A 17118-nucleotide genomic window follows, 5' to 3' on the forward strand; every position below is an offset into this window, starting at 1 on the left:
GGTCTGCAGGGCTGCTGGGCACCTCCACCCCGGGGTGAAACCCGGGGTGACTACATGAGTCTGCATGCAACGGCATCTAAACTCATCGCACACCGGAAGCGACGATCCCCGCTACTCCCCCTCCTGATCGATACGCCACCGGTGGGAGAGTGGACGCAGCCATGCTGGGACGAAACCGCGAACTGGCGCTTCTCTCGGCGGTGCGCTCGGAGGGCGCGGAGGACTTCCTGCTCTTCACCGGCCCACGGCAGATCGGCAAGACGAGCCTGCTCGAGGCTGGCGCGGCAGATCTCGGCGCGAAGCTCATCCGGCTCAGACGGAGCGAGAGCCAATGGCCCTACTCGGGGCTGTCGGTCATCGCGCTCAGCCTCGGCGGGCCGGCCCAGGAGAGCATCGAGAAGCAGCTCGCGCTGGTCAGAGCCGAGCGACCGCACCCGCTGCACCTCGCCGACGAGTTCGCAGGGCAGCTCCGCGCGAACGCGGCTCCCCTCACCCTCTTCGTCGACGACATCGACCTGCTCGACTCCGACAGCGCTGCAGTGCTCGAGCACCTCGTGCCGCGCCTCCCTGGCACCGGGTTGCGCATCGCCGCGTCAGCGACGCACATCGCTCGCAGCTCGGTCTTCGCCGGGTTCCGCCAGCATCCGCTTCGCGCCCTCTCCCGGGAGGAGTCCGTGGAGGTCGCCGCGACCGCATCCCCCGACGGCACGACCCGGGAGGCGCTCATGCTCCTCGCCGTGGCCTCCGACGGCCGCCCGGGGCTGATCGTCTCGGCCAGGCTCAATCAGCGTGAGCGCGACGGCGTCGACCCGATCCGCATCCCGCTCCGAATTCCCAACGCCGTCGCCCCCGAGGCGGCGTCCCACGCCGCTCGCGACTCCGACGACCTCCTGGGGCTTATCGCCCTGGCCCCGTTCTCTTCCCGAACCGCCCTCAGCAGCTCGTCCTGGGCGCAGCAGGACGCGCTCGAGGACCTCATCGAGCACGGCATCGTCGATGTCTCGGACGACCGCGTACACATCGCCGATCCGGTGGAGCGCGCCGCGCTGCACGCCGCGATGGATGCCCGCCAGCGGCGGGAGGTGCACGCGCTCGGCAAGGAGCTTCATAACGAGCGTTCGTCCGGCATCGCCCTCTGGCACGGGAGCTTCCTCGATGGCGGCGAGAACCTCGAGTTGGATCTGCTCGGCTTCGCCGAGGCATCGGCCAGGGCCGGAGAGGTCGCCACGGCGGTGGAGTTCGCGGAGCGGGCGCTCGCGCTGCGCAGCATGCTGCCGGGTCGCGGCGACCTGCTCTCCCTCCTCGCCGAGGCCTTGTTCTTCCAGGGCGAGTTCAGCCTGGCCCGCCGCTACCTGGGGTTCGGGCGTTCCCTGCAGCACTCGCCTGCGGGTGAGCTCCGCGCGGCGAGGGTCAGCATGCTCTGCACGTTCGCGATCGACCACGTCGTCGCCGACTCGGCAGGCGCCGCTCTCGTGCAGACCCACCGCGCGAGCGCCCCCGAGGCGTGCTCGATCCTCCTCATCACCCTCGCCCGACTGCACCTCGAGCGGTGGGACGTCCAACCGCTCGAGCTCACCCTCCGACGCACGGTCGAGCTGCAGCTCGTCGATTCCCTCGCTTACCGGCTCCTCGCCACGATCGCAGCTGCCAGCGACGGCGAAGCTCCGGTGCTCGCCGGTGGCGAACCCGAGCAGCAACTGTCCGGTGCAATCCACGACCGCTCGCCCCTCCCCGCAGAGGATGCCTTCCTGCTCTGCCGCATCCTGATCCTCGACGAGCGCTACGTGGAGGCGCGGCGCATCCTCGACGACCTCACCGCGGCTGGGCCGCTGCCGCTCCTCCTCCGCGAATCCGCGCTCGCGCTGCTCACCATGCTCGAGCTGCGACTCGGCAACCTCGACAAGCTGAGACAGGCCCTCACCCTGTGGACCACGCTCGAGCTGCCAGAGCCAGCACCGGATGCACCGCGCAGGTACCTGATCGCGGCGGCCGCCGCGATGCTCGAGCAGAGCCCCTCGACTCGGGTGAACGAGCTCATCGACCGGGCACGCGAGCAGTGCGATCAGGACGACAACAGCACGCTGCGCCCGCACGTCGCGGTACTCGCCGGCAGCCGGGCCCTCATCGAGGGCAGGTACGACGACGCCATCCGGGAGCTGCGGCTCGCGAAGCGCTCGCAGGCATCGTTCCGGCGGAACCCGTCCATCCTTCGAGCGGATGCGGAACTCATCGAGTCCCTCTGGCTCGCGGGGAGGCACGACGAGGCAGGCGAGGAGCTGCGACGGCTGGAGGTAGCCTCGCGGGAGCATCCCTCAACCTGGGCGACCGCAGCCGCCGCTCGTTCGGCCGCGGTCTGCGCCCCCACGGACGCACTCGCAGCGCTCGCCTTCGATGTCGCCGGGGCCCTGGTCCCGGATGGAATCACGCACACGCACGAGCACGCGCGAGTCCTCGCGGCGCGCCGCCGACGATTAGAGGAGCCGCCGCCGACCGCTCCGCCAGACGCAGCACGGGCAGCCCAGCCCGCGCCGCAACGCAAGGGAGCCTCAGCGCTCATCTCACAGCTGGACACCCGCGAACTCGAACTCGCTCAGCTCGTCTGGAGCGGCCACCGCAACCGTGAAATCGCCGGCATCCTGTTCGTGTCGCAGCGCACCGTCGAGCTCCGCCTCACCCGCATCTACCGCAAGCTCGGCGTCGACTCCAGGGCGCGCCTCGTGGCGCTCATGTCGCTGCTCGTCTGACGACCTCAGCCACTGCCCGGTCCGGGGCCAGGTCCGAGTCTGGGGCCGAGTCCGGGGTCGGGTCCACGCTGCGAGCCTCGATCGCCGGGATGCTCCGCCTGGTCGGGCTGATCCAGCGGCCGTCGCCGGCCGCCCCGAACGCTCGCACGAAGGTGAGCATGCAGACCGCCGCATCCACGATGCGCAGGAGCGGGAAGCAGAGCGCCGCCGCGTTCGGGAGCCGCCGCGACAGCACCGCGGCGATGAGGGTGACGCACAGGTCAGGAATGAGGAGCCCGAGCAGCACGATCACCGGCGGGACCGCCCCCGCGATGGCCACGGCCCACTCGAACCCTGCACCGCCGAGGCGCGCGACGTCGGCGAGCAGCCAGGCAAGGGTCGACAGCAGCAGCATCGGCAGCGCGAGCACCAGGATGATGCTCGTCACGAGCACCTCAACGATGCTGATCCCGACGGAGAACCAGAACACCCCGACGTGCGCGCCGTGCCGGCGGACCGTCTGCCAGAAGCCGAGACTCCAGCGCCGCATCTGCAGCACGTAGTCCCGCAGCGTGTCCGGATCCTGCGTCTCGGCGATCGCACAGCTCGGATGGAACGCGATGCGCCCGAGCCGCTTCGCGTGCACCTCGAAGGTCATGTTGTAGTCCTCGATCGCCAGCCCCGCCGCATCGATGTCGACGGAGTCGAGGATGCTCGTGCGGTACATGCTCGCGAACCCGGGGACGATGGCGACCGCATTCGCTCGCCTCGACGCCTGGCCGAACTTCTGCATGCACTGCACGAACACGTAGGTGCGTTCCCGGTACGCAGTGAGCAGGCGCCCCAGCCAGGTCTCCGGGCGCGGATGCAGTGCACTCGTCGCCCTCCCCGCCACCGCGACCGTGCCAGCGTCGTCGAAGAGCGGCAGGCCCGTCAGCAGGTAGTCGGGTCTGAGCCTGCTGTCGGCGTCGAGCAGCAGCACCACCTGGAACCGGTCCCGGAGGGAGAACCTCGAGATGCCCTCGACCAGCGCACCGGCCTTGCCCCGGTTCGGGAAGATGTCGATCACCTGCACCCCCGCGGCTTCCGCGAGCGCGACCGTGCCGTCCGTCGAGCCGTCCGAGGCGACGAAGATGTTCGCGGCCGGGACCTGCGCTGCGGCCGAACGGATGGTGTCGCCGATGACCTGCTCCTCGTTGTGGGCGGCGATCAGCACGGCCACGTCGCTCGGCTCGAGCCGCCGGGGAGCGCGGCGCTCACCGCCGTCCGCGCCTCCCCCCGCGCTCGAGTGGTGCGCACCGTCGCGCTGCCACACTCGAGCCGCGACGATCCGCAGCAGCCCAGCGCCCGACCACAGCACTGTGGAGAGGCTGAAACTGGCGGCGATCAGGGCCACGAGCACCATCAGCTTCGGGAGTTCGTCGAGCATCCGCGTCATCACCTCGCTGTGATCGGCTTCGGGGGCAGGCGGCTGTTCCGCTGCTCCCCGCATCCGAATCGCTTCGTCGCCCTCCCGACGGTAGATGCTCATCGCGTTCGTGAGACCGCAATGCCGCTTCGGTTTCCCGCAAGAAATGGAGGCCCCTCTCGGAAAGCCGCCAACCTCTCGGTCGGCTGTTGATCGCCGGTGCGGGCGGGGCCATGCTGTTGACGCGGAGCGAGTCAACGCCGACCGCCGCACCCATCTGCAGCGCCCTTTCCCCAGGGGGCGATGCTCTGTCGATTCTGGAGACTCCCCATGACCACCTTCGAGAGCGGCCCCGCGGTCGCGATCTCACTCAGTCCGGTGCCCCTCGCTCAGGATGTGCGGCCTCCGGCCACGCAGACGAGCTTCGACTACGACGTGGCCATCGTCGGCCTCGGCTACGTCGGCCTTCCCACCGCTCTCGCCTACCACGCAGCCGGCAGCCGCGTCCTGGCGCTCGATGTCTCGCAGCGCCGGCTCTCCACGATCCGGGCGCAGGATGCGGATCTCCTCGACGGCGATCGTTTGCGACTCGCCACCGCACTCCAGGACGAGGGCTTCGCGCTCACCGACGACCAGGAGCTGCTGAGCAGGGCCGCCGCCATCGTGGTGTGCGTGCCCACCCCAGTCGATGTGCACCTCGTCCCCGACCTGAGCCTCCTCGCCGCCGCAGCCGCGACCGCCGTTGCCGCAGCCGTCGTGGGGCAGCTGCTCATGCTCACCTCGACCACCTACATCGGCTGCACCGAGGACTTCCTCGTCACGCCGCTCCGCAAGCGCGGCCTGGCAGTCGGCAGCGACGTCCACGTCGTGTTCAGCGCCGAGCGCATCAACCCTGGCGTCGACCAGTTCTCCCAGGAGGTCGTACCCCGCGTCGTCGGCGGCGCCACCCCCGCCTGCGAGGAAGCGGGCGCCACCCTCCTGGGCCGCTACGCGGACGCCGTGCACCGCGTCTCGAGCCTCGAGGTGGCCGAGATGACGAAGATCCTGGAGAACACCTTCAGGGCCGTCAACATCGCCCTCGCCAACGAGTTCGCCGACATCTGCTCCAGTCTCGGAGTACCCGTCACCGAGGTCATCGACGCGGCCGCCACCAAGCCGTACGGCTTCATGCCCTTCTACCCGGGCCCCGGCGTGGGCGGCCATTGCATCCCCTGCGACCCCCACTACCTGCTCTGGCAGCTCAAGGAGGAACGCGTCGACGCACCCATGATCGCCCAGGCGATGACGCGGATCGCGGCACGGCCGAGGCAGGTCGTCGACCGCATCCGCGACCTGCTCCTGCAGCTGGGCCTCGGCCTGGAGGGCACCAGAGTGCACGTCATCGGGATCGCCTACAAGCCCGACGTCGCCGACCTGCGCGAGTCCCCAGCGCTCGAGATCCTCTCGCACCTGGACGCGCTCGGCGTCGACCTCGCCTACACCGACTCGCACATCCCGAGCGCCCTCCTCCACTCGGGGAGGCTCCTCGAATCGATCGACGACCCGAGCTCGTTCGAGGCCGACCTCATCCTCATCCACACGAGGCACACGGGAGAGGACCTGTCCTGGATACGCGCAGACCAGGTCATCCTCGACAGCACCTACCGGGGCACCGACCTGCCCGGCCGCCACCTCCTCTGACCCGCGACGAGAACAGCGAAAGGCAACGACCATGAGAACACTCGTGACGGGAGGCGCCGGCTTCGTCGGCAGCCACCTCGTGGAACATCTGCTGGCTCAGGGCGACGACGTCGTCATCCTCGACGACATGTCGACGGGGTCCGTCGGCAACCTCATCGAAGCGCGCTCCAACCCGCGGCTCACGATCACCTACGGCTCGATCCTCGACTCGAGGAGCGTGCGCGAGGCGATCGACGGCTGCGACCGGGTCTTCCATCTCGCAGCCCTCGTCGGGGTGAAGCTCATCGTCGAGAACCCCCTTCGAGGGCTGCGTGTCAACCTCCACGGCACCGAGAACGTGCTCAACGCCGCCGTGGGAAGCGGCGCCTCGGTGCTCCTCGTGTCCACGAGCGAGATCTACGGCAAGAACACGGCAGACAGCCTCGACGAGAACAGCGACCGGATCCTCGGCTCCCCGCTCGCCAGCCGCTGGAACTACGCGGCCGCGAAGGGGCTCGACGAGTCCTTCGCGAAGGCCTACTCCGACGAGTACAACCTCGACGTGTCCATCGTCCGCCTGTTCAACACCGTCGGCGAGCGGCAGACCGGCAGGTACGGCATGGTTGTCCCCAACCTCATCACGCAGGCGCTTCGAGGAGAGCCGGTCACCGTCTTCGGCGACGGCGCGCAGACCCGCTGCTTCAGCTATGTCGGGGACATCGTGCCAGCTATGGTGCGGATCGCGGAGCTCGCGGAACCCGGATGCGAGGCGTACAACCTCGGCGGGGCGCAGGAGGTGTCCGTGCTCGGGCTCGCGCGGCAGATCATCACGCAGCTCGGCAGCGACAGCACCATCGAGTTCGTGCCGTACGACCTGGCATACGCGACCGGCTTCGAGGACATGCGCAGGCGCGTCCCGAACAACACCAAGGCCACGAACCGGGTCGGCTACGTGCCCAGCACGACGCTCGCCGAGATCGTCGACCGCGTCGCCGGCTACGTCCGCTCCCAGGGGGCTCGCTCCGCCGACGTCATGCGTCTCGCGAACCGGGAGCCGGCGACCCCCGTCGGTCGATCGTGAGCGCCATCGTCGCCCGCATCGGGGCGGGCCAGGCAGCACCGCGCCTCATCAGCGCCCTGCGTCGGCAGTCGGGGCCAGGGCACTCCCTCGCCGGGTTGACGCTCAGCGACTACCGCGGGGCGAGCACGACGCTCGTCAGGACGGCGATCGGCGCCCACACCAACCGCCCGCTCGAGCGGATCGACGTGCCCCCGGCACTCCAAGAGTGCGGGTCCGGCATCGGCGTCATCGTCGCCGACGCGTCAGAGGCCGCGACCGACTCCCGCCAGCCCGCCACGGACTGCACGGGCGGCATCACGGTCGTCCACACGGGCGGCATCCGCAACGCGAGAGCCCTCGGCGACGAGCTGCTCGCCGCCGGACACCACCCACGCTCGGGCCACGACTCCTGGTCGTGCGCCGAGATCATCGCGCACCTCGTCGAGGAGGGCATCCGACGCCGGCTCTCCGCGCACTCCGCACTCGACCTCGCCGTGGCCCGCCTCGACGGGAACTGCGGCATCATCGTCCTCGAAGCCGGCCGCGGGCACCTTGCCGCTGCCGCCCACGGCTCCCCGCTCGTCCACGCCAGGACCGCCAACGAGGCGTTCATCGCGAGCGACGTGGACGCGCTCCCCGCGCACATCCACGAGTTCCGCATCCTCGGCGACGGCTACAGCATCGAGGCCCGACATCTCGCGGACCGGTGGCGGCGGCGCGGCCGCGAGCTCTCCTCACCCCAGCTGCACAGCAGGATCTCGGAGATGCCGTCTCCCCCGATGCCCCTGAGAGGACCCCAGAGCAGTGCGCGCGTCCCGACTCCGGCCGCGTGAGGCGGGCGGCAGACGCGCCAAGCTCACGGGCGCCATGTCGGCCGCGGCGGCGCTCTGCGTCGCGCTGCTGCTGAGCTGGGCCGGACCGCCGCCGGCCGAAGCCGCGCCCGCTCCGTGGACCGTCGTCAGCCTCACCTTCGACGACGGCCGCGACAACCAGATGAACGCCGCCCCCGTGCTCGCCGCGAACGGCGTGCCAGCGACGTTCTTCGTCTCATCCGGACTCATCGACGCGCCCGGCTACTTCACGCGCGCCGAGCTCGACGAGCTGGCCCGTGCCGGCCACGAGATCGGCGGGCACACCGTCGACCATCCCAACCTCGCGGCCCTCCCGCTCGACGAGGCGAAACGCCAGCTGTGCTGGGACAGGAACACGCTCCTCACCTGGGGGTATGACGTGCGCAGCCTCGCGTATCCGTTCGCCTCCACCACCCCGGAGGTCGAAGCGGCGGCCGAGGAATGCGGCTACTCCAGCGCCCGCTCGCTCGGAGAGCTCCGCACCCGATTCGGGTGCGAGCAGTGCGCCGAAGCCGAGAGCATCCCGCCCAGGAACGCCTTCTACACCGAGGCACCCGCGCAGGTCGACAGCAGCTGGACCCTCGAAGACCTGCAGGACAGCGTCACGAGCGCCGAATCCGTCGGCGGATGGGTGCAGCTCACCTTCCACGACCTCTGCGAGACCGGCTGCAGCGAGCTCAACGTCACCCCGAAGCTCCTCGACGACTTCCTCAGATGGCTGACGCCCCGCGCCGAGACGAACGGCACGGTCGTGCAGACCGTCGGCGACACCATCGGCGGCGACGTCCGCCCCCGGGGCGATGCCCCGGAAGCAGCCCCAGCACCGCCCGGCGTCAACGCCATCAAGAACGCGGGCTTCGAAGGCGTCGACGCCGACGGGGTTCCCGCCTGCTGGATGGAGGGCAACTGGGGAGAGAACGCGACCGACTTCGGCACCAGCCGAGCCGCCAACTCCGGCGAGTACGCCGGCATCGTCGCCACCGTCAGACACGCCTCCGGCGACGCGAAGCTCCTCCCCCAACTCGACCTCGGGACCTGCGCGCCCACCGTCCTGCCTGGCACCTCCTACTCGCTGCGCGCCTGGTACTCCTCGACCGCCAAGACCCAGTTCGTCACCTACCTGCGCACGGCAGAGGGCAGCTGGGAGTACTGGACCGCGAGCCCCTACCTGCACGCCGCATCCGGGTACGAGCGCGCCATCTGGATGACGCCGCCCATCCCGCCCGGCTACACGGGCATGAGCTTCGGCCTGAGCCTCTTCGAAGACGGCGTGCTGCGCGTCGACGACGTCGGCATGTACGCCGCAGGCGGCACCCCGGGGTCGCAGCGGATGCCGCCGGGCGCCGCTCCCGGCGGCATCCGGCCCGGCGCGGCGGTCGCCGTATGAAGCGCGCCCGCCGAAGCGGCATCACGGCAGCCGTGCTCCTGCTCGCGCTCGTCGGCTGCGCGGCCGCGCCCGCCCCTACCGCTACCCCCGCCTCCGCGCCGCGGGAGCTCCCGAGCGGCCAGTACCCGTGGCACACGAACATCATCGCGACGACCTTCTGGGTCGGCGAGCTCTTCGACCCGAACGCGTCCGACGGGAGCCAGATGATCTCCACCTACGACTCCCAGTGGTACGAGTCGTATGGCGGCTGCGATGGCCTCCTCATCAACGGGCCGAACGAGACGAGCACCTGCCAGACCGAGCGACGCAGCGCCGACGACGACTACTTCCCAACGCAGATCACGCCGCTGCAAAACCCCTTCTACCTCGACCTCCCCTTCGACGACGTGCACAACGACGACGCCTTCGCGATGCGCGGCGACGTCGTCCCCTGGGCGTCGGACCCCGAGTATGCGGGCATCGTCGACGACCGCACGGTGAGCCTCATGAAGAACCGCTGGGTGGTGCTCCACCGCGACGGCCGGTACTGCTACGCGCAGATCCAGGACGCCGGCCCCGCCCTCTACGACGACGCCCGCTATGTCTTCGGCGACGCCGACGAGCGCCCCGCGAACACCCGCTTCAATGGGGCGGGCCTCGACGTCTCCCCCGCCGTCAACGGCTGCCTCGCATTCGACTCTCTGAACGGCACGAACGACCGCGTCGACTGGGCATTCGTCGACGCCGAAGAGGTGCCGGACGGGCCGTGGACCGTCACGGTCACCACCAGCGGCGTGCAGTGAGCGGCGTCCGGTGAGGAGAGCGGGGCGCTCGCCGCTCGCGCCTCACCGAATGCGCCTCACCGGACGCACCGTCCGAGTCACGCCTGCACGGGTCTCACTCGGAGCCCGCCGAAGCCCCCGTCGACCGACAGGACGCTGCCCGTCGTCGACGCGGAGAGCGGCGACGCGAGGTACGCGACCGCCCCGGCCACCTCGGCCGGCGTGACGAGCCTGCCCGTCGGCTGGCGGGCGTTCATGGCGGCGCGTTCCGCTTCCGGATCGGCGACGTTCGCGACCATCCGCTGCACCCAGGGCGTGTCGGTCGTGCCCGGCGAGACGGCGTTGACGCGGATGCCGTCGTGCACGTGGTCGGCCGCCATCGCGAGCGTCAGCGCGTGAACGGCGCCCTTCGTCGCCGAGTACAGCGCGCGCTGCTGGATTCCCGTCGTCGCGGCGATCGAGGTGAGGTTCACGATGGCCGCCGCGTCCGACTCGCGCAACGCCGGCATCGCTGCCGCACACACGCGGGCGACGCCCCGCACGTTGACGTCGAGCACTCGCGCCCAATCGTCGTCGCTCGAGTCCTCGACCGTGCCGAAGGCGCCGATGCCCGCGCAGTTCACGACGACGTCGAGTCGCCCGAAGCGGTCGAGCACGGCCGCGACACCGGCATCCACCGAGGCCCGGTCGGACACGTCGACGCTCACGCCGAGTGCGGGCCCTGCAACCGAGGCCCCGTCGAGGTCGAACACGGCGAGCTGCGCGCCGCGAGCCAGCAGCTCCTCGGCGACGGCGGCGCCGATCCCGGATGCGCCGCCCGTGACGATCGCGACCCTCCCGCCGAACTCTCCGTCGCGGTCAGTCCCGCCGCTGCTCCTGCTGTCGCCGCCGCTCACGCCGCCACCCCCGCGCGCGACGAGCATCCCGCTGCCCCCGAGCATCCCGCTGTTTCCGGATGGCTTCCGCGCTTCGGGATGGCGTGCAAGCCATCCCGAAGCGCGGAAGCCATCCGCAGACGGCTGGTGGCGACAGCGCCGGGGGGGACCGCGGACGCGCACGCGCACGCGCACGCGGACGCGATCACGAGGCGTCCTCGAAGCGCTGGCGGGCGGTGCCGAGGCCGTCGATGGACAGCTCGACGACGTCGCCGTCGCGCAGGTAGGGGTTGCCCTCGATGCCGAGGGCGACGCCGGCGGGCGTGCCCGTGTTGATGAGGTCGCCCGGCTGCAGCACCATGAACTGGCTGAGGTACCAGACGACGTGGTTGACGTCGAAGACCTGGTCGGCGGTCGTGCCGTTCTGCCGCGGGACGCCGTTGACGCTGAGGCGGAGGCCGAGGGCCTGCACATCGGCGATCTCGTCCGGCGTCGCGACCCACGGGCCGAGGGGGTTGAAGGTCTCGCAGCTCTTGCCCTTGTCCCACTGGCCGCCGCGTTCGAGCTGGAACTCGCGCTCGCTGACGTCGTGGGAGAGCACGTAGCCGCCGATGACGGCGGCGGCGTCGTCCGGCGAGGCGAGGTAGCGGGCCTCCCGGGCGATGACGATGCCGAGCTCCACTTCCCAGTCGGTCTTGACGGAGGTGCGGGGGATGCGCACGGCGTCGAAGGGGCCGACGATCGTCGACGGGTCCTTCATGAAGATGACGGGTTCCTCGGGGATGGCGGCGCCGGTCTCTGCGGCGTGGTCGCGGTAGTTGAGGCCGATGCAGACGATCTTCCCGGGGCGCGCGATGGGGGCCGCGAGATCGAGGCCCTCGAGCTCACGGCCGACGGTGCCGAGGGCGGCCGCTTCGAGTTCGCCGAGCTCGTCGTCGGAGCGGGCGAGGAGCGCGCCGTCGACCCGGTCGACGCCGGCGAGGTCGTAGACGTGGTCGCCGTCGACGATGCCTGGCACGACTCGGTTGCCGTCACGGCGCTGAACGAATCTCACTTGGGGTCCTCCTGGTGGTCGGTGGTGAGGCTTCTCGGGTCGATGAGCCTGTGGTCGGCGAGGTCGCGCCAGAGTTCGTCCGGCACGGCGACGGATGCGCGCCTGAGGTTGTCGTGCACCTGGGCCTCGTTGCGCATGCCGAGGGCGATGCCGGCGACGGCGGGGTGCTGCAGAGGGAACGCGAGTGCCGCATCCGGGAGCATGACGCCGTGCCGCTCGCAGAGCTCGGCGATGCGGTGCACCCGCTCGAGCACCTCCGGCGGGGCTGGCAGGTAGTTGAAGACGGCGTCCGGTCCTGGGCGTGGGGTCGAGAGCAGGCCCGAGTTGTAGACGCCGACCGCGATGACGGAGGCGCCGGAGCGCCTGGCGGGTTCGAGGACGGCGTCGAGGCCTGGCTGCTCGAGGAGCGTGTAGCGGCCGGCGAGCATGGCGACGTCGATGAGGCGCTCGTCGAAGAGCTCGCCGAGCTGGTGGGTCTCGTTGGTGCCGACGCCGATGGCACCCACGACGCCTTCGTCGCGCAGCTCGCGGAGCGTCACGAGCGCTTCGCGAGCGGCGCCTTCGCTGAACGCGTCGGGGTCGTGCACGAAGACGATGTCGACGCGGTCGGTGCCGAGCCGTTCGAGGCTGCCCTCGAGGCTCTGGAGCACGCCGTCTCGGCTGAAGTCCCAGGCACGTGTGAGGTCGTCGGGCACGACGAACCCGTCATCGACGCCCGTCGGGTTCGGGTTGGGCACCAGCAGGCGGCCGACCTTCGTCGAGATGACGAGCTCTTCGCGCGGGTAGGCCGCGAGGGCCGCGCCGAGGCGCCGCTCCGAGAGCCCGAGCCCGTAGTGCGGTGCCGTGTCGAAGAAGCGGATGCCCGCTTCCCACGCCGCCGTGACTGCTCCTGCCGCTTCCTCGTCACCCGTCTCGCGGTAGAGGTTGCCGAGGGAGGCGGCGCCGAAGCCGATGCGGCTCACGCGCACGTCGGTCTCGCCGAGGCGTCGCCGTTCGAGGCCTCCGCTGTTTGCTCGCGAGTCGGCGGGGGCGGATGCGGACTCCAGAGGTCCGACCCCGATCCCGGCAGAGCCGTCGGCCGCGCTCACGACGCCACCCCGCTCATTCCGTAGACACGCTCGGCGGTGCCGGCATCGATCTGCCGCTGCTCGTCGGCGCTGAGGGCGGACGTGGCGGATCGATACGCGTCGATCCAGGCCCGGTAGCCACCACGCGTGAGGCGCACGAGCGGCCAGTCGGAGCCGAACATGAGGCGGGACGGTCCGAACAGCTCGAGCGCGGGGTCGATCGCGCGCTCGAGCGCCTCCTGCGACCAGTCGCCCCAGTCGTCCTCGATCGTGAGGCCGGAGACCTTGGCGGCGACGTTCGGCAGCGCCGCGAGCTGCCGCAGGCCCGCGTTCCAGGCGTCGAGCTCCCCCGTCGACAGGGGCGGCTTGCCGAGGTGGTCGAGCACGAAGCTCGTGCCAGGCACTCGGGCGGCGAGCCGGGCCGCCTGCCCGAGCTGCCACGGCCGGATCACGAGGTCGAACGCGAGCGACCGCGCGCCCAGCTCGGCGAGACCGTCGGCGACGTCGTCGCGCGAGAGCCAGCGCTCATCCTCGTCGATGTGCACGGGGTGGCGGATGCCGACCAGCTTCGAGGAGCCCGCGTGCCCGCTGAGCGCGTCCAGCTGGATGCGCACGCCCGCAGCTCCGGCCCGCAGGTCAACCCAGCCCACGACTCCGGCGAGCTCCGGGGTGCGCTGAGCCTCGTCGAAGAGGTAGTCGTTCTCGATGAGGGTGCGGTCGGACTGCACGACCACGGCGCGCGAGATGCCCGCCTCGCGCAGCTGCTCCGACAGGTGGTCGCCCGAGAAGTCCCGGTCGATGGCCGACATCGAGCCAGGGTCGATCCAGGTCTGCGGCACGAGCGAGCGGTCCCAGAGGTGCACGTGCGTGTCGACGGGGATGCGCGCCGCGAGCTCGCGGCGTCCGCCGCCGCCGGGACCCGCATCCACTGCGGAGAGCGTCTCACCGGTCATCCCTTCGTGCCGCCCGCGGTCATCCCGGAGACGAGGAAGCGCTGCGAGAACAGGAAGATGATGACGATCGGCGCAACCGAGAGCAGCGTCGCGAGGGCCAGCGTCGGCAGCTCGATGACGATGCTCGTGGCCGTCGTGGGGTTGAACTGGGGCACGTTCGAGAGCAGGTTGGCGAGGCCGACCTGCACCGGCACGTTCTTGCCGCCGACCATGAGGAACGGCAGGAAGTAGTTGTTCCAGTTGCCCGTGAAGCTGAAGAACCCGACCAGGGCGATGACGGGCGCCGCGAGCGGCATCGCGACCTGCGCGAAGACCCGCAGCTCGCTCGCGCCGTCGATGCGCGCCGCATCCAGCAGGTCACGCGAGACGGCCGTCGAGAAGTAGATGTAGGTCAGGTACACGCCGAAGGGGAAGAACGAGAAGGGCAGGATCACGGCGAGCGGCGACCCGATGAGCTTCACCGCGCTCAGCTCGAGGAAGATCGGCAGCACCAGTGCCGTGTTGGGGATGAGCATGACGATGAGCGTCACGAGCAGCAGCGCCTTGCGGCCAGGGAAGTTGCCGAGCGCGAGCGCGTAGCCGGCGGGAACGCTCACGATGAGCGTGATCACGAGCGCGCCGAACGAGTACAGGGCCGAGTTGCCGATCCACGTGAGGAAGATGCCGTTCTGGAAGCTGAAGAGCTGCTCCCAGTTCGCGGCCAGCTGCTCGAACGAGCCGAACGACATGGGGTTCTCGAGCAGCAGCGAACGCGCATCCTTGGTGCCCGCGAGCAGCAGCCACACGATGGGCAGCAGGAAGAACACGACGAACGAGGCGATGACGGCGCCGAGCACGATGCGCATGATCCACTCGCCCGGCGTCAGCTTGCGGGCGAGCGCCTTGGTGACGGGATGCGCCGTGTCCTGGTGCTCGACGTTCCTGGTGTGCACGGTGTCAGTCACGTTCGAACAGCTTTCCCTTGAGGATGAAGACCGTCGAGAGCGCGAGGGCGACGACGAGCAGCGTGATGGAGATGGCGGCCGAGCCGGAGAAGTCGCCCTGCTTGAACGCGTAGAGGTACGCGAGCTGGTTGAGCGAGTAGTCCTCTGGCACGACGCCGCGGCTGGCCTGCGAGAGCACTCGCGGCTCGACGAAGAGCTGCGTTCCCGCGGCGAGCGACATGATGCCCATGTAGGAGATCCACTTGGTCATCATGGGCAGCTGGATGTAGAGGGCGACCTGGAGCGGGTTGGCTCCGTCGACCCTGGCGGCTTCGATGACCTCGTTGCTGATGTTGTTGAGGGCGCCGTACATGATGACGATCCAGCTGCCAGCGCCGGTCCAGAACGCGATGACCGTGAAGACGATGGGCAGGTTGTCGATGGAGACGGTGCGGATGAGCGAGTCGTAGCCCATCGCGCGCAGCAGGCCGGCGACGGGGCTGACGGTCGGGTCGAGCAGGAACAGCCAGAGCATGACGCTCGACGCTCCTGCGATGGCTCCTGGGATGTAGTACAGGAAGCGGATGCTCACGCTCAGCCACTTGGCGCGGATCGAGTGCACGATGATCGCCAGGAACGTCACGAGGATGATGAGGCTGATGAGCCAGAACACGATGTAGAGCGTGACGTGGCCGACGGCGGGCAGGAATCGGTAGTCGCCGAAGACCCGCACGAAGTTGTCGATTCCGACGAAGACGCCGTCCTTGGTGATGGACAGGAAGACCGCGTAGAGGGTCGGGATGATCCCGAAGGCGAGGAGGAGCAGGACGTAGCCGCTGATGAAGACGTAGCCGAAGCGGGTCTCGTTCGCGAGCGGGTTGGCGGCGCGCTTGCGCTTCGCCGTGCGTGGTTTCTTCGGCCCCGCCGGGTCGGCGTCGCTCAGGAGAGCGGCGCCGACCGCGGGTGCAGCCTGGGTGGAGGTCATTCGGCGGCCGTGTACCCGTTCACCTGTGCTTCGTTGAGCACTTCGGTCTGCCAGTCCGGGAGGACCGACTCGATGGTCTTGCCGTCTGCGATCGCCGGCATGACGGTGGTCGCCCAGGCGGTCTCCGGACTGAATCGCGCGGATGCCCAGCCGCTCCAGATGCTGCCGCCGGCGTCGATCATCTGCTGCTCGAAGCCGTCGATGAAGTAGTTGGTCTCGGCGAGCTTGCCGAGCCATCCCTCCGCGGCGGAGGAGTAGGCGGGGTATCCGCTCGAGAGCTCGACCTGGAACTCGGGGGCGCTCACCGCGAACTCGAGGAACGTCTTGACCGATTCGAGGTTCTGCGTGTGGCTCGAGGCGTACCAGATGCCGCCGCCGACGTTGCCGGTGGCGATCTCCTCGCCCTCCCAGGCGAGGGGAGCTGCCACGCCCAGCTGACCTTCCGGGACCTGGAGGGCGCTCTGGAAAACGGCGCCCGTGTACCAGACCGGCCCGGGCATGACGACGACCTTGTCGGCGTACTTGGACGTGAACTCGGCGCTGAAGACGCTGTCCTGAACGATCGTGCCGTTGGCGATCATCTTGTCGAGGATCTTGCTGATCTCGACGGAGTTCGAGGCCTCCATGTCGGCGACGAAGGTGTCGCCGTCGGTCTGGAAGACGGGTGACTGCGTGCCCTGGTAGTAGACGTAGGGCATGAAGGCGTCGCCGACGCTGCCGAGGATGTAGCCGGGGTGCTCTGCCGCGAGCTTGTCGCCGAGCTCTCCGTACTCCTCCCACGTGGTGGGCACCTCGTAGCCGAACTGGTCGAGCAGCGGCTGGTTGTAGTAGGTGACGACCTGCGCGAGGTCGTTGCGGAGCCCGTAGACGGTGTCATCGATCGTGGAGGGGTCGAGGGCGCCTGCGGAGAAGCCGTCGAGGAACTCCTGGTCGAAGAAGCCCTGGTTGAGGGGAGCCGCGAAGCCCTGCCCGCCACCCGGCGCGGGCTGCGAGGCCCACGAGGCATCGTTCTGCTGGGTGGAGAACACCACGTCGGGCCAGCCCTCGCCGGCCTGGTCCATGAGGGCGATGCGGGTTTGGAAGGTGCCGCTGCCGCCGGCGTTGCCGTCGTAGACCTCGTACTCGATCGGGACGTCGGGGTTGGCTTCCTTGAAGGCGGCGATGGCCGGCTCGCGGGCCGCGTCGACCCAGACCATGATGGGACTGTCGGCGACCTGCTCTGCAGTCGCGAAGCCGTACTCGCTGTTGACTTCGCCGCCGGCTCCCCCGGAGCATCCGGCGAGCAGGAGAGCTGAGGCAGCAGCTGCCGCGATGGTGGCGATGCGCCTGCTGGGGCGCTTCTGGGACGAATCTTGCAACATTGTGCGTCCTTTTCTGGTCGACGTCGTTGACGACTGCTGCCCGCAGGTCGG

Annotated in this window: 14 protein-coding genes; 6 read left to right on the forward strand and 8 right to left on the reverse strand. The window is 69.8% G+C overall.

The window, feature by feature from the left end; all coding sequences use genetic code 11:
• Window positions 1-161 precede the first annotated feature (161 nt).
• Window positions 162-2744: a helix-turn-helix transcriptional regulator gene (locus C5E06_RS17805; protein WP_104307749.1), complete on the forward strand. Its 2583-nt coding sequence runs from the start codon at window positions 162-164 to the stop codon at window positions 2742-2744.
• Here the strand turns inward: C5E06_RS17805 and C5E06_RS17810 are convergent.
• On the reverse strand, window positions 2725-4254 hold the full coding sequence (locus tag C5E06_RS17810) for a glycosyltransferase family 2 protein (protein WP_258067757.1): 1530 nt from the start codon (window positions 4252-4254) through the stop codon (window positions 2725-2727). The genes C5E06_RS17805 and C5E06_RS17810 overlap by 20 nt on opposite strands.
• Window positions 4255-4461: 207 nt before the next feature.
• On the opposite strand from C5E06_RS17810, the gene C5E06_RS17815 reads away from it, so the two are divergent.
• From C5E06_RS17815 to C5E06_RS17835, 5 genes are read left to right on the forward strand one after another with little or no spacing between them, the layout of a single operon-like run.
• Window positions 4462-5811 carry a nucleotide sugar dehydrogenase gene (locus C5E06_RS17815; protein ID WP_104307750.1) on the forward strand — a complete coding sequence of 450 codons (1350 nt, stop codon included), beginning with the start codon at window positions 4462-4464 and terminating at the stop codon, window positions 5809-5811.
• A gap of 31 nt (window positions 5812-5842) precedes the next feature.
• Window positions 5843-6871, forward strand: coding sequence for an NAD(P)-dependent oxidoreductase (locus C5E06_RS17820; protein WP_104307751.1), 1029 nt, complete (start codon window positions 5843-5845; stop codon window positions 6869-6871).
• Window positions 6868-7683 (forward strand): hypothetical protein, encoded by an 816-nt coding sequence (locus C5E06_RS17825; RefSeq protein WP_181063028.1) that lies wholly within the window; start codon window positions 6868-6870, stop codon window positions 7681-7683. The genes C5E06_RS17820 and C5E06_RS17825 overlap by 4 nt, the downstream gene beginning before the upstream one ends.
• Window positions 7655-9088 (forward strand): polysaccharide deacetylase family protein, encoded by a 1434-nt coding sequence (locus C5E06_RS17830; RefSeq protein ID WP_104307753.1) that lies wholly within the window; start codon window positions 7655-7657, stop codon window positions 9086-9088. Before C5E06_RS17825 ends, C5E06_RS17830 begins: the two co-directional genes overlap by 29 nt.
• Complete coding sequence (locus C5E06_RS17835; protein WP_104307754.1) at window positions 9085-9870, forward strand: hypothetical protein; 786 nt, start codon at window positions 9085-9087, stop codon at window positions 9868-9870. The genes C5E06_RS17830 and C5E06_RS17835 overlap by 4 nt, the downstream gene beginning before the upstream one ends.
• A 77-nt stretch (window positions 9871-9947) precedes the next feature.
• On the opposite strand, the gene C5E06_RS17840 is transcribed toward C5E06_RS17835, so the two are convergent.
• From C5E06_RS17840 to C5E06_RS17870, 7 genes are all read right to left on the reverse strand, one after another.
• Window positions 9948-10790: an SDR family NAD(P)-dependent oxidoreductase gene (locus C5E06_RS17840; protein ID WP_228496639.1), complete on the reverse strand. Its 843-nt coding sequence runs from the start codon at window positions 10788-10790 to the stop codon at window positions 9948-9950.
• A 139-nt stretch (window positions 10791-10929) separates the two neighbouring features.
• Complete coding sequence (locus tag C5E06_RS17845) at window positions 10930-11778, reverse strand: fumarylacetoacetate hydrolase family protein (RefSeq protein WP_104307755.1); 849 nt, start codon at window positions 11776-11778, stop codon at window positions 10930-10932.
• Window positions 11775-12866, reverse strand: a complete 1092-nt coding sequence (locus tag C5E06_RS17850) for an aldo/keto reductase (protein WP_258067758.1) — start codon at window positions 12864-12866, stop codon at window positions 11775-11777. The genes C5E06_RS17845 and C5E06_RS17850 overlap by 4 nt, the downstream gene beginning before the upstream one ends.
• The gene (locus C5E06_RS17855; RefSeq protein WP_104307756.1) at window positions 12863-13798 is read right to left on the reverse strand and encodes an amidohydrolase; all 936 of its coding nucleotides are present in this window, start codon (window positions 13796-13798) and stop codon (window positions 12863-12865) included. The genes C5E06_RS17850 and C5E06_RS17855 overlap by 4 nt, the downstream gene beginning before the upstream one ends.
• Window positions 13795-14742, reverse strand: coding sequence for a carbohydrate ABC transporter permease (locus tag C5E06_RS17860; RefSeq protein WP_258063562.1), 948 nt, complete (start codon window positions 14740-14742; stop codon window positions 13795-13797). Before C5E06_RS17860 ends, C5E06_RS17855 begins: the two co-directional genes overlap by 4 nt.
• Window positions 14735-15706: a carbohydrate ABC transporter permease gene (locus C5E06_RS17865; RefSeq protein ID WP_228496640.1), complete on the reverse strand. Its 972-nt coding sequence runs from the start codon at window positions 15704-15706 to the stop codon at window positions 14735-14737. The genes C5E06_RS17860 and C5E06_RS17865 overlap by 8 nt, the downstream gene beginning before the upstream one ends.
• On the reverse strand, window positions 15703-17067 hold the full coding sequence (locus tag C5E06_RS17870; protein WP_104307757.1) for an ABC transporter substrate-binding protein: 1365 nt from the start codon (window positions 17065-17067) through the stop codon (window positions 15703-15705). Before C5E06_RS17870 ends, C5E06_RS17865 begins: the two co-directional genes overlap by 4 nt.
• Window positions 17068-17118: the final 51 nt, after the last annotated feature.

The sequence above is a fragment of the Pseudoclavibacter sp. RFBI5 genome (assembly GCF_002931395.1).
Classification (GTDB): Bacteria; Actinomycetota; Actinomycetes; order Actinomycetales; family Microbacteriaceae; genus Pseudoclavibacter.

What these genes read in the sequence shown, in the direction of transcription:
- C5E06_RS17820 (WP_104307751.1), top strand. Translation starts at nt 5,843, where the DNA reads ATGAGAACACTCGTGACGGGAGGCGCCGGCTTCGTCGGCAGCCACCTC.
- C5E06_RS17865 (WP_228496640.1), bottom strand. Translation starts at nt 15,706, where the DNA reads ATGACCTCCACCCAGGCTGCACCCGCGGTCGGCGCCGCTCTCCTGAGC.
- C5E06_RS17810 (WP_258067757.1), bottom strand. Translation starts at nt 4,254, where the DNA reads ATGAGCATCTACCGTCGGGAGGGCGACGAAGCGATTCGGATGCGGGGA.
- C5E06_RS17870 (WP_104307757.1), bottom strand. Translation starts at nt 17,067, where the DNA reads ATGTTGCAAGATTCGTCCCAGAAGCGCCCCAGCAGGCGCATCGCCACC.
- C5E06_RS17805 (WP_104307749.1), top strand. Translation starts at nt 162, where the DNA reads ATGCTGGGACGAAACCGCGAACTGGCGCTTCTCTCGGCGGTGCGCTCG.
- C5E06_RS17855 (WP_104307756.1), bottom strand. Translation starts at nt 13,798, where the DNA reads ATGACCGGTGAGACGCTCTCCGCAGTGGATGCGGGTCCCGGCGGCGGC.
- C5E06_RS17815 (WP_104307750.1), top strand. Translation starts at nt 4,462, where the DNA reads ATGACCACCTTCGAGAGCGGCCCCGCGGTCGCGATCTCACTCAGTCCG.
- C5E06_RS17840 (WP_228496639.1), bottom strand. Translation starts at nt 10,790, where the DNA reads ATGCTCGGGGGCAGCGGGATGCTCGTCGCGCGCGGGGGTGGCGGCGTG.
- C5E06_RS17835 (WP_104307754.1), top strand. Translation starts at nt 9,085, where the DNA reads ATGAAGCGCGCCCGCCGAAGCGGCATCACGGCAGCCGTGCTCCTGCTC.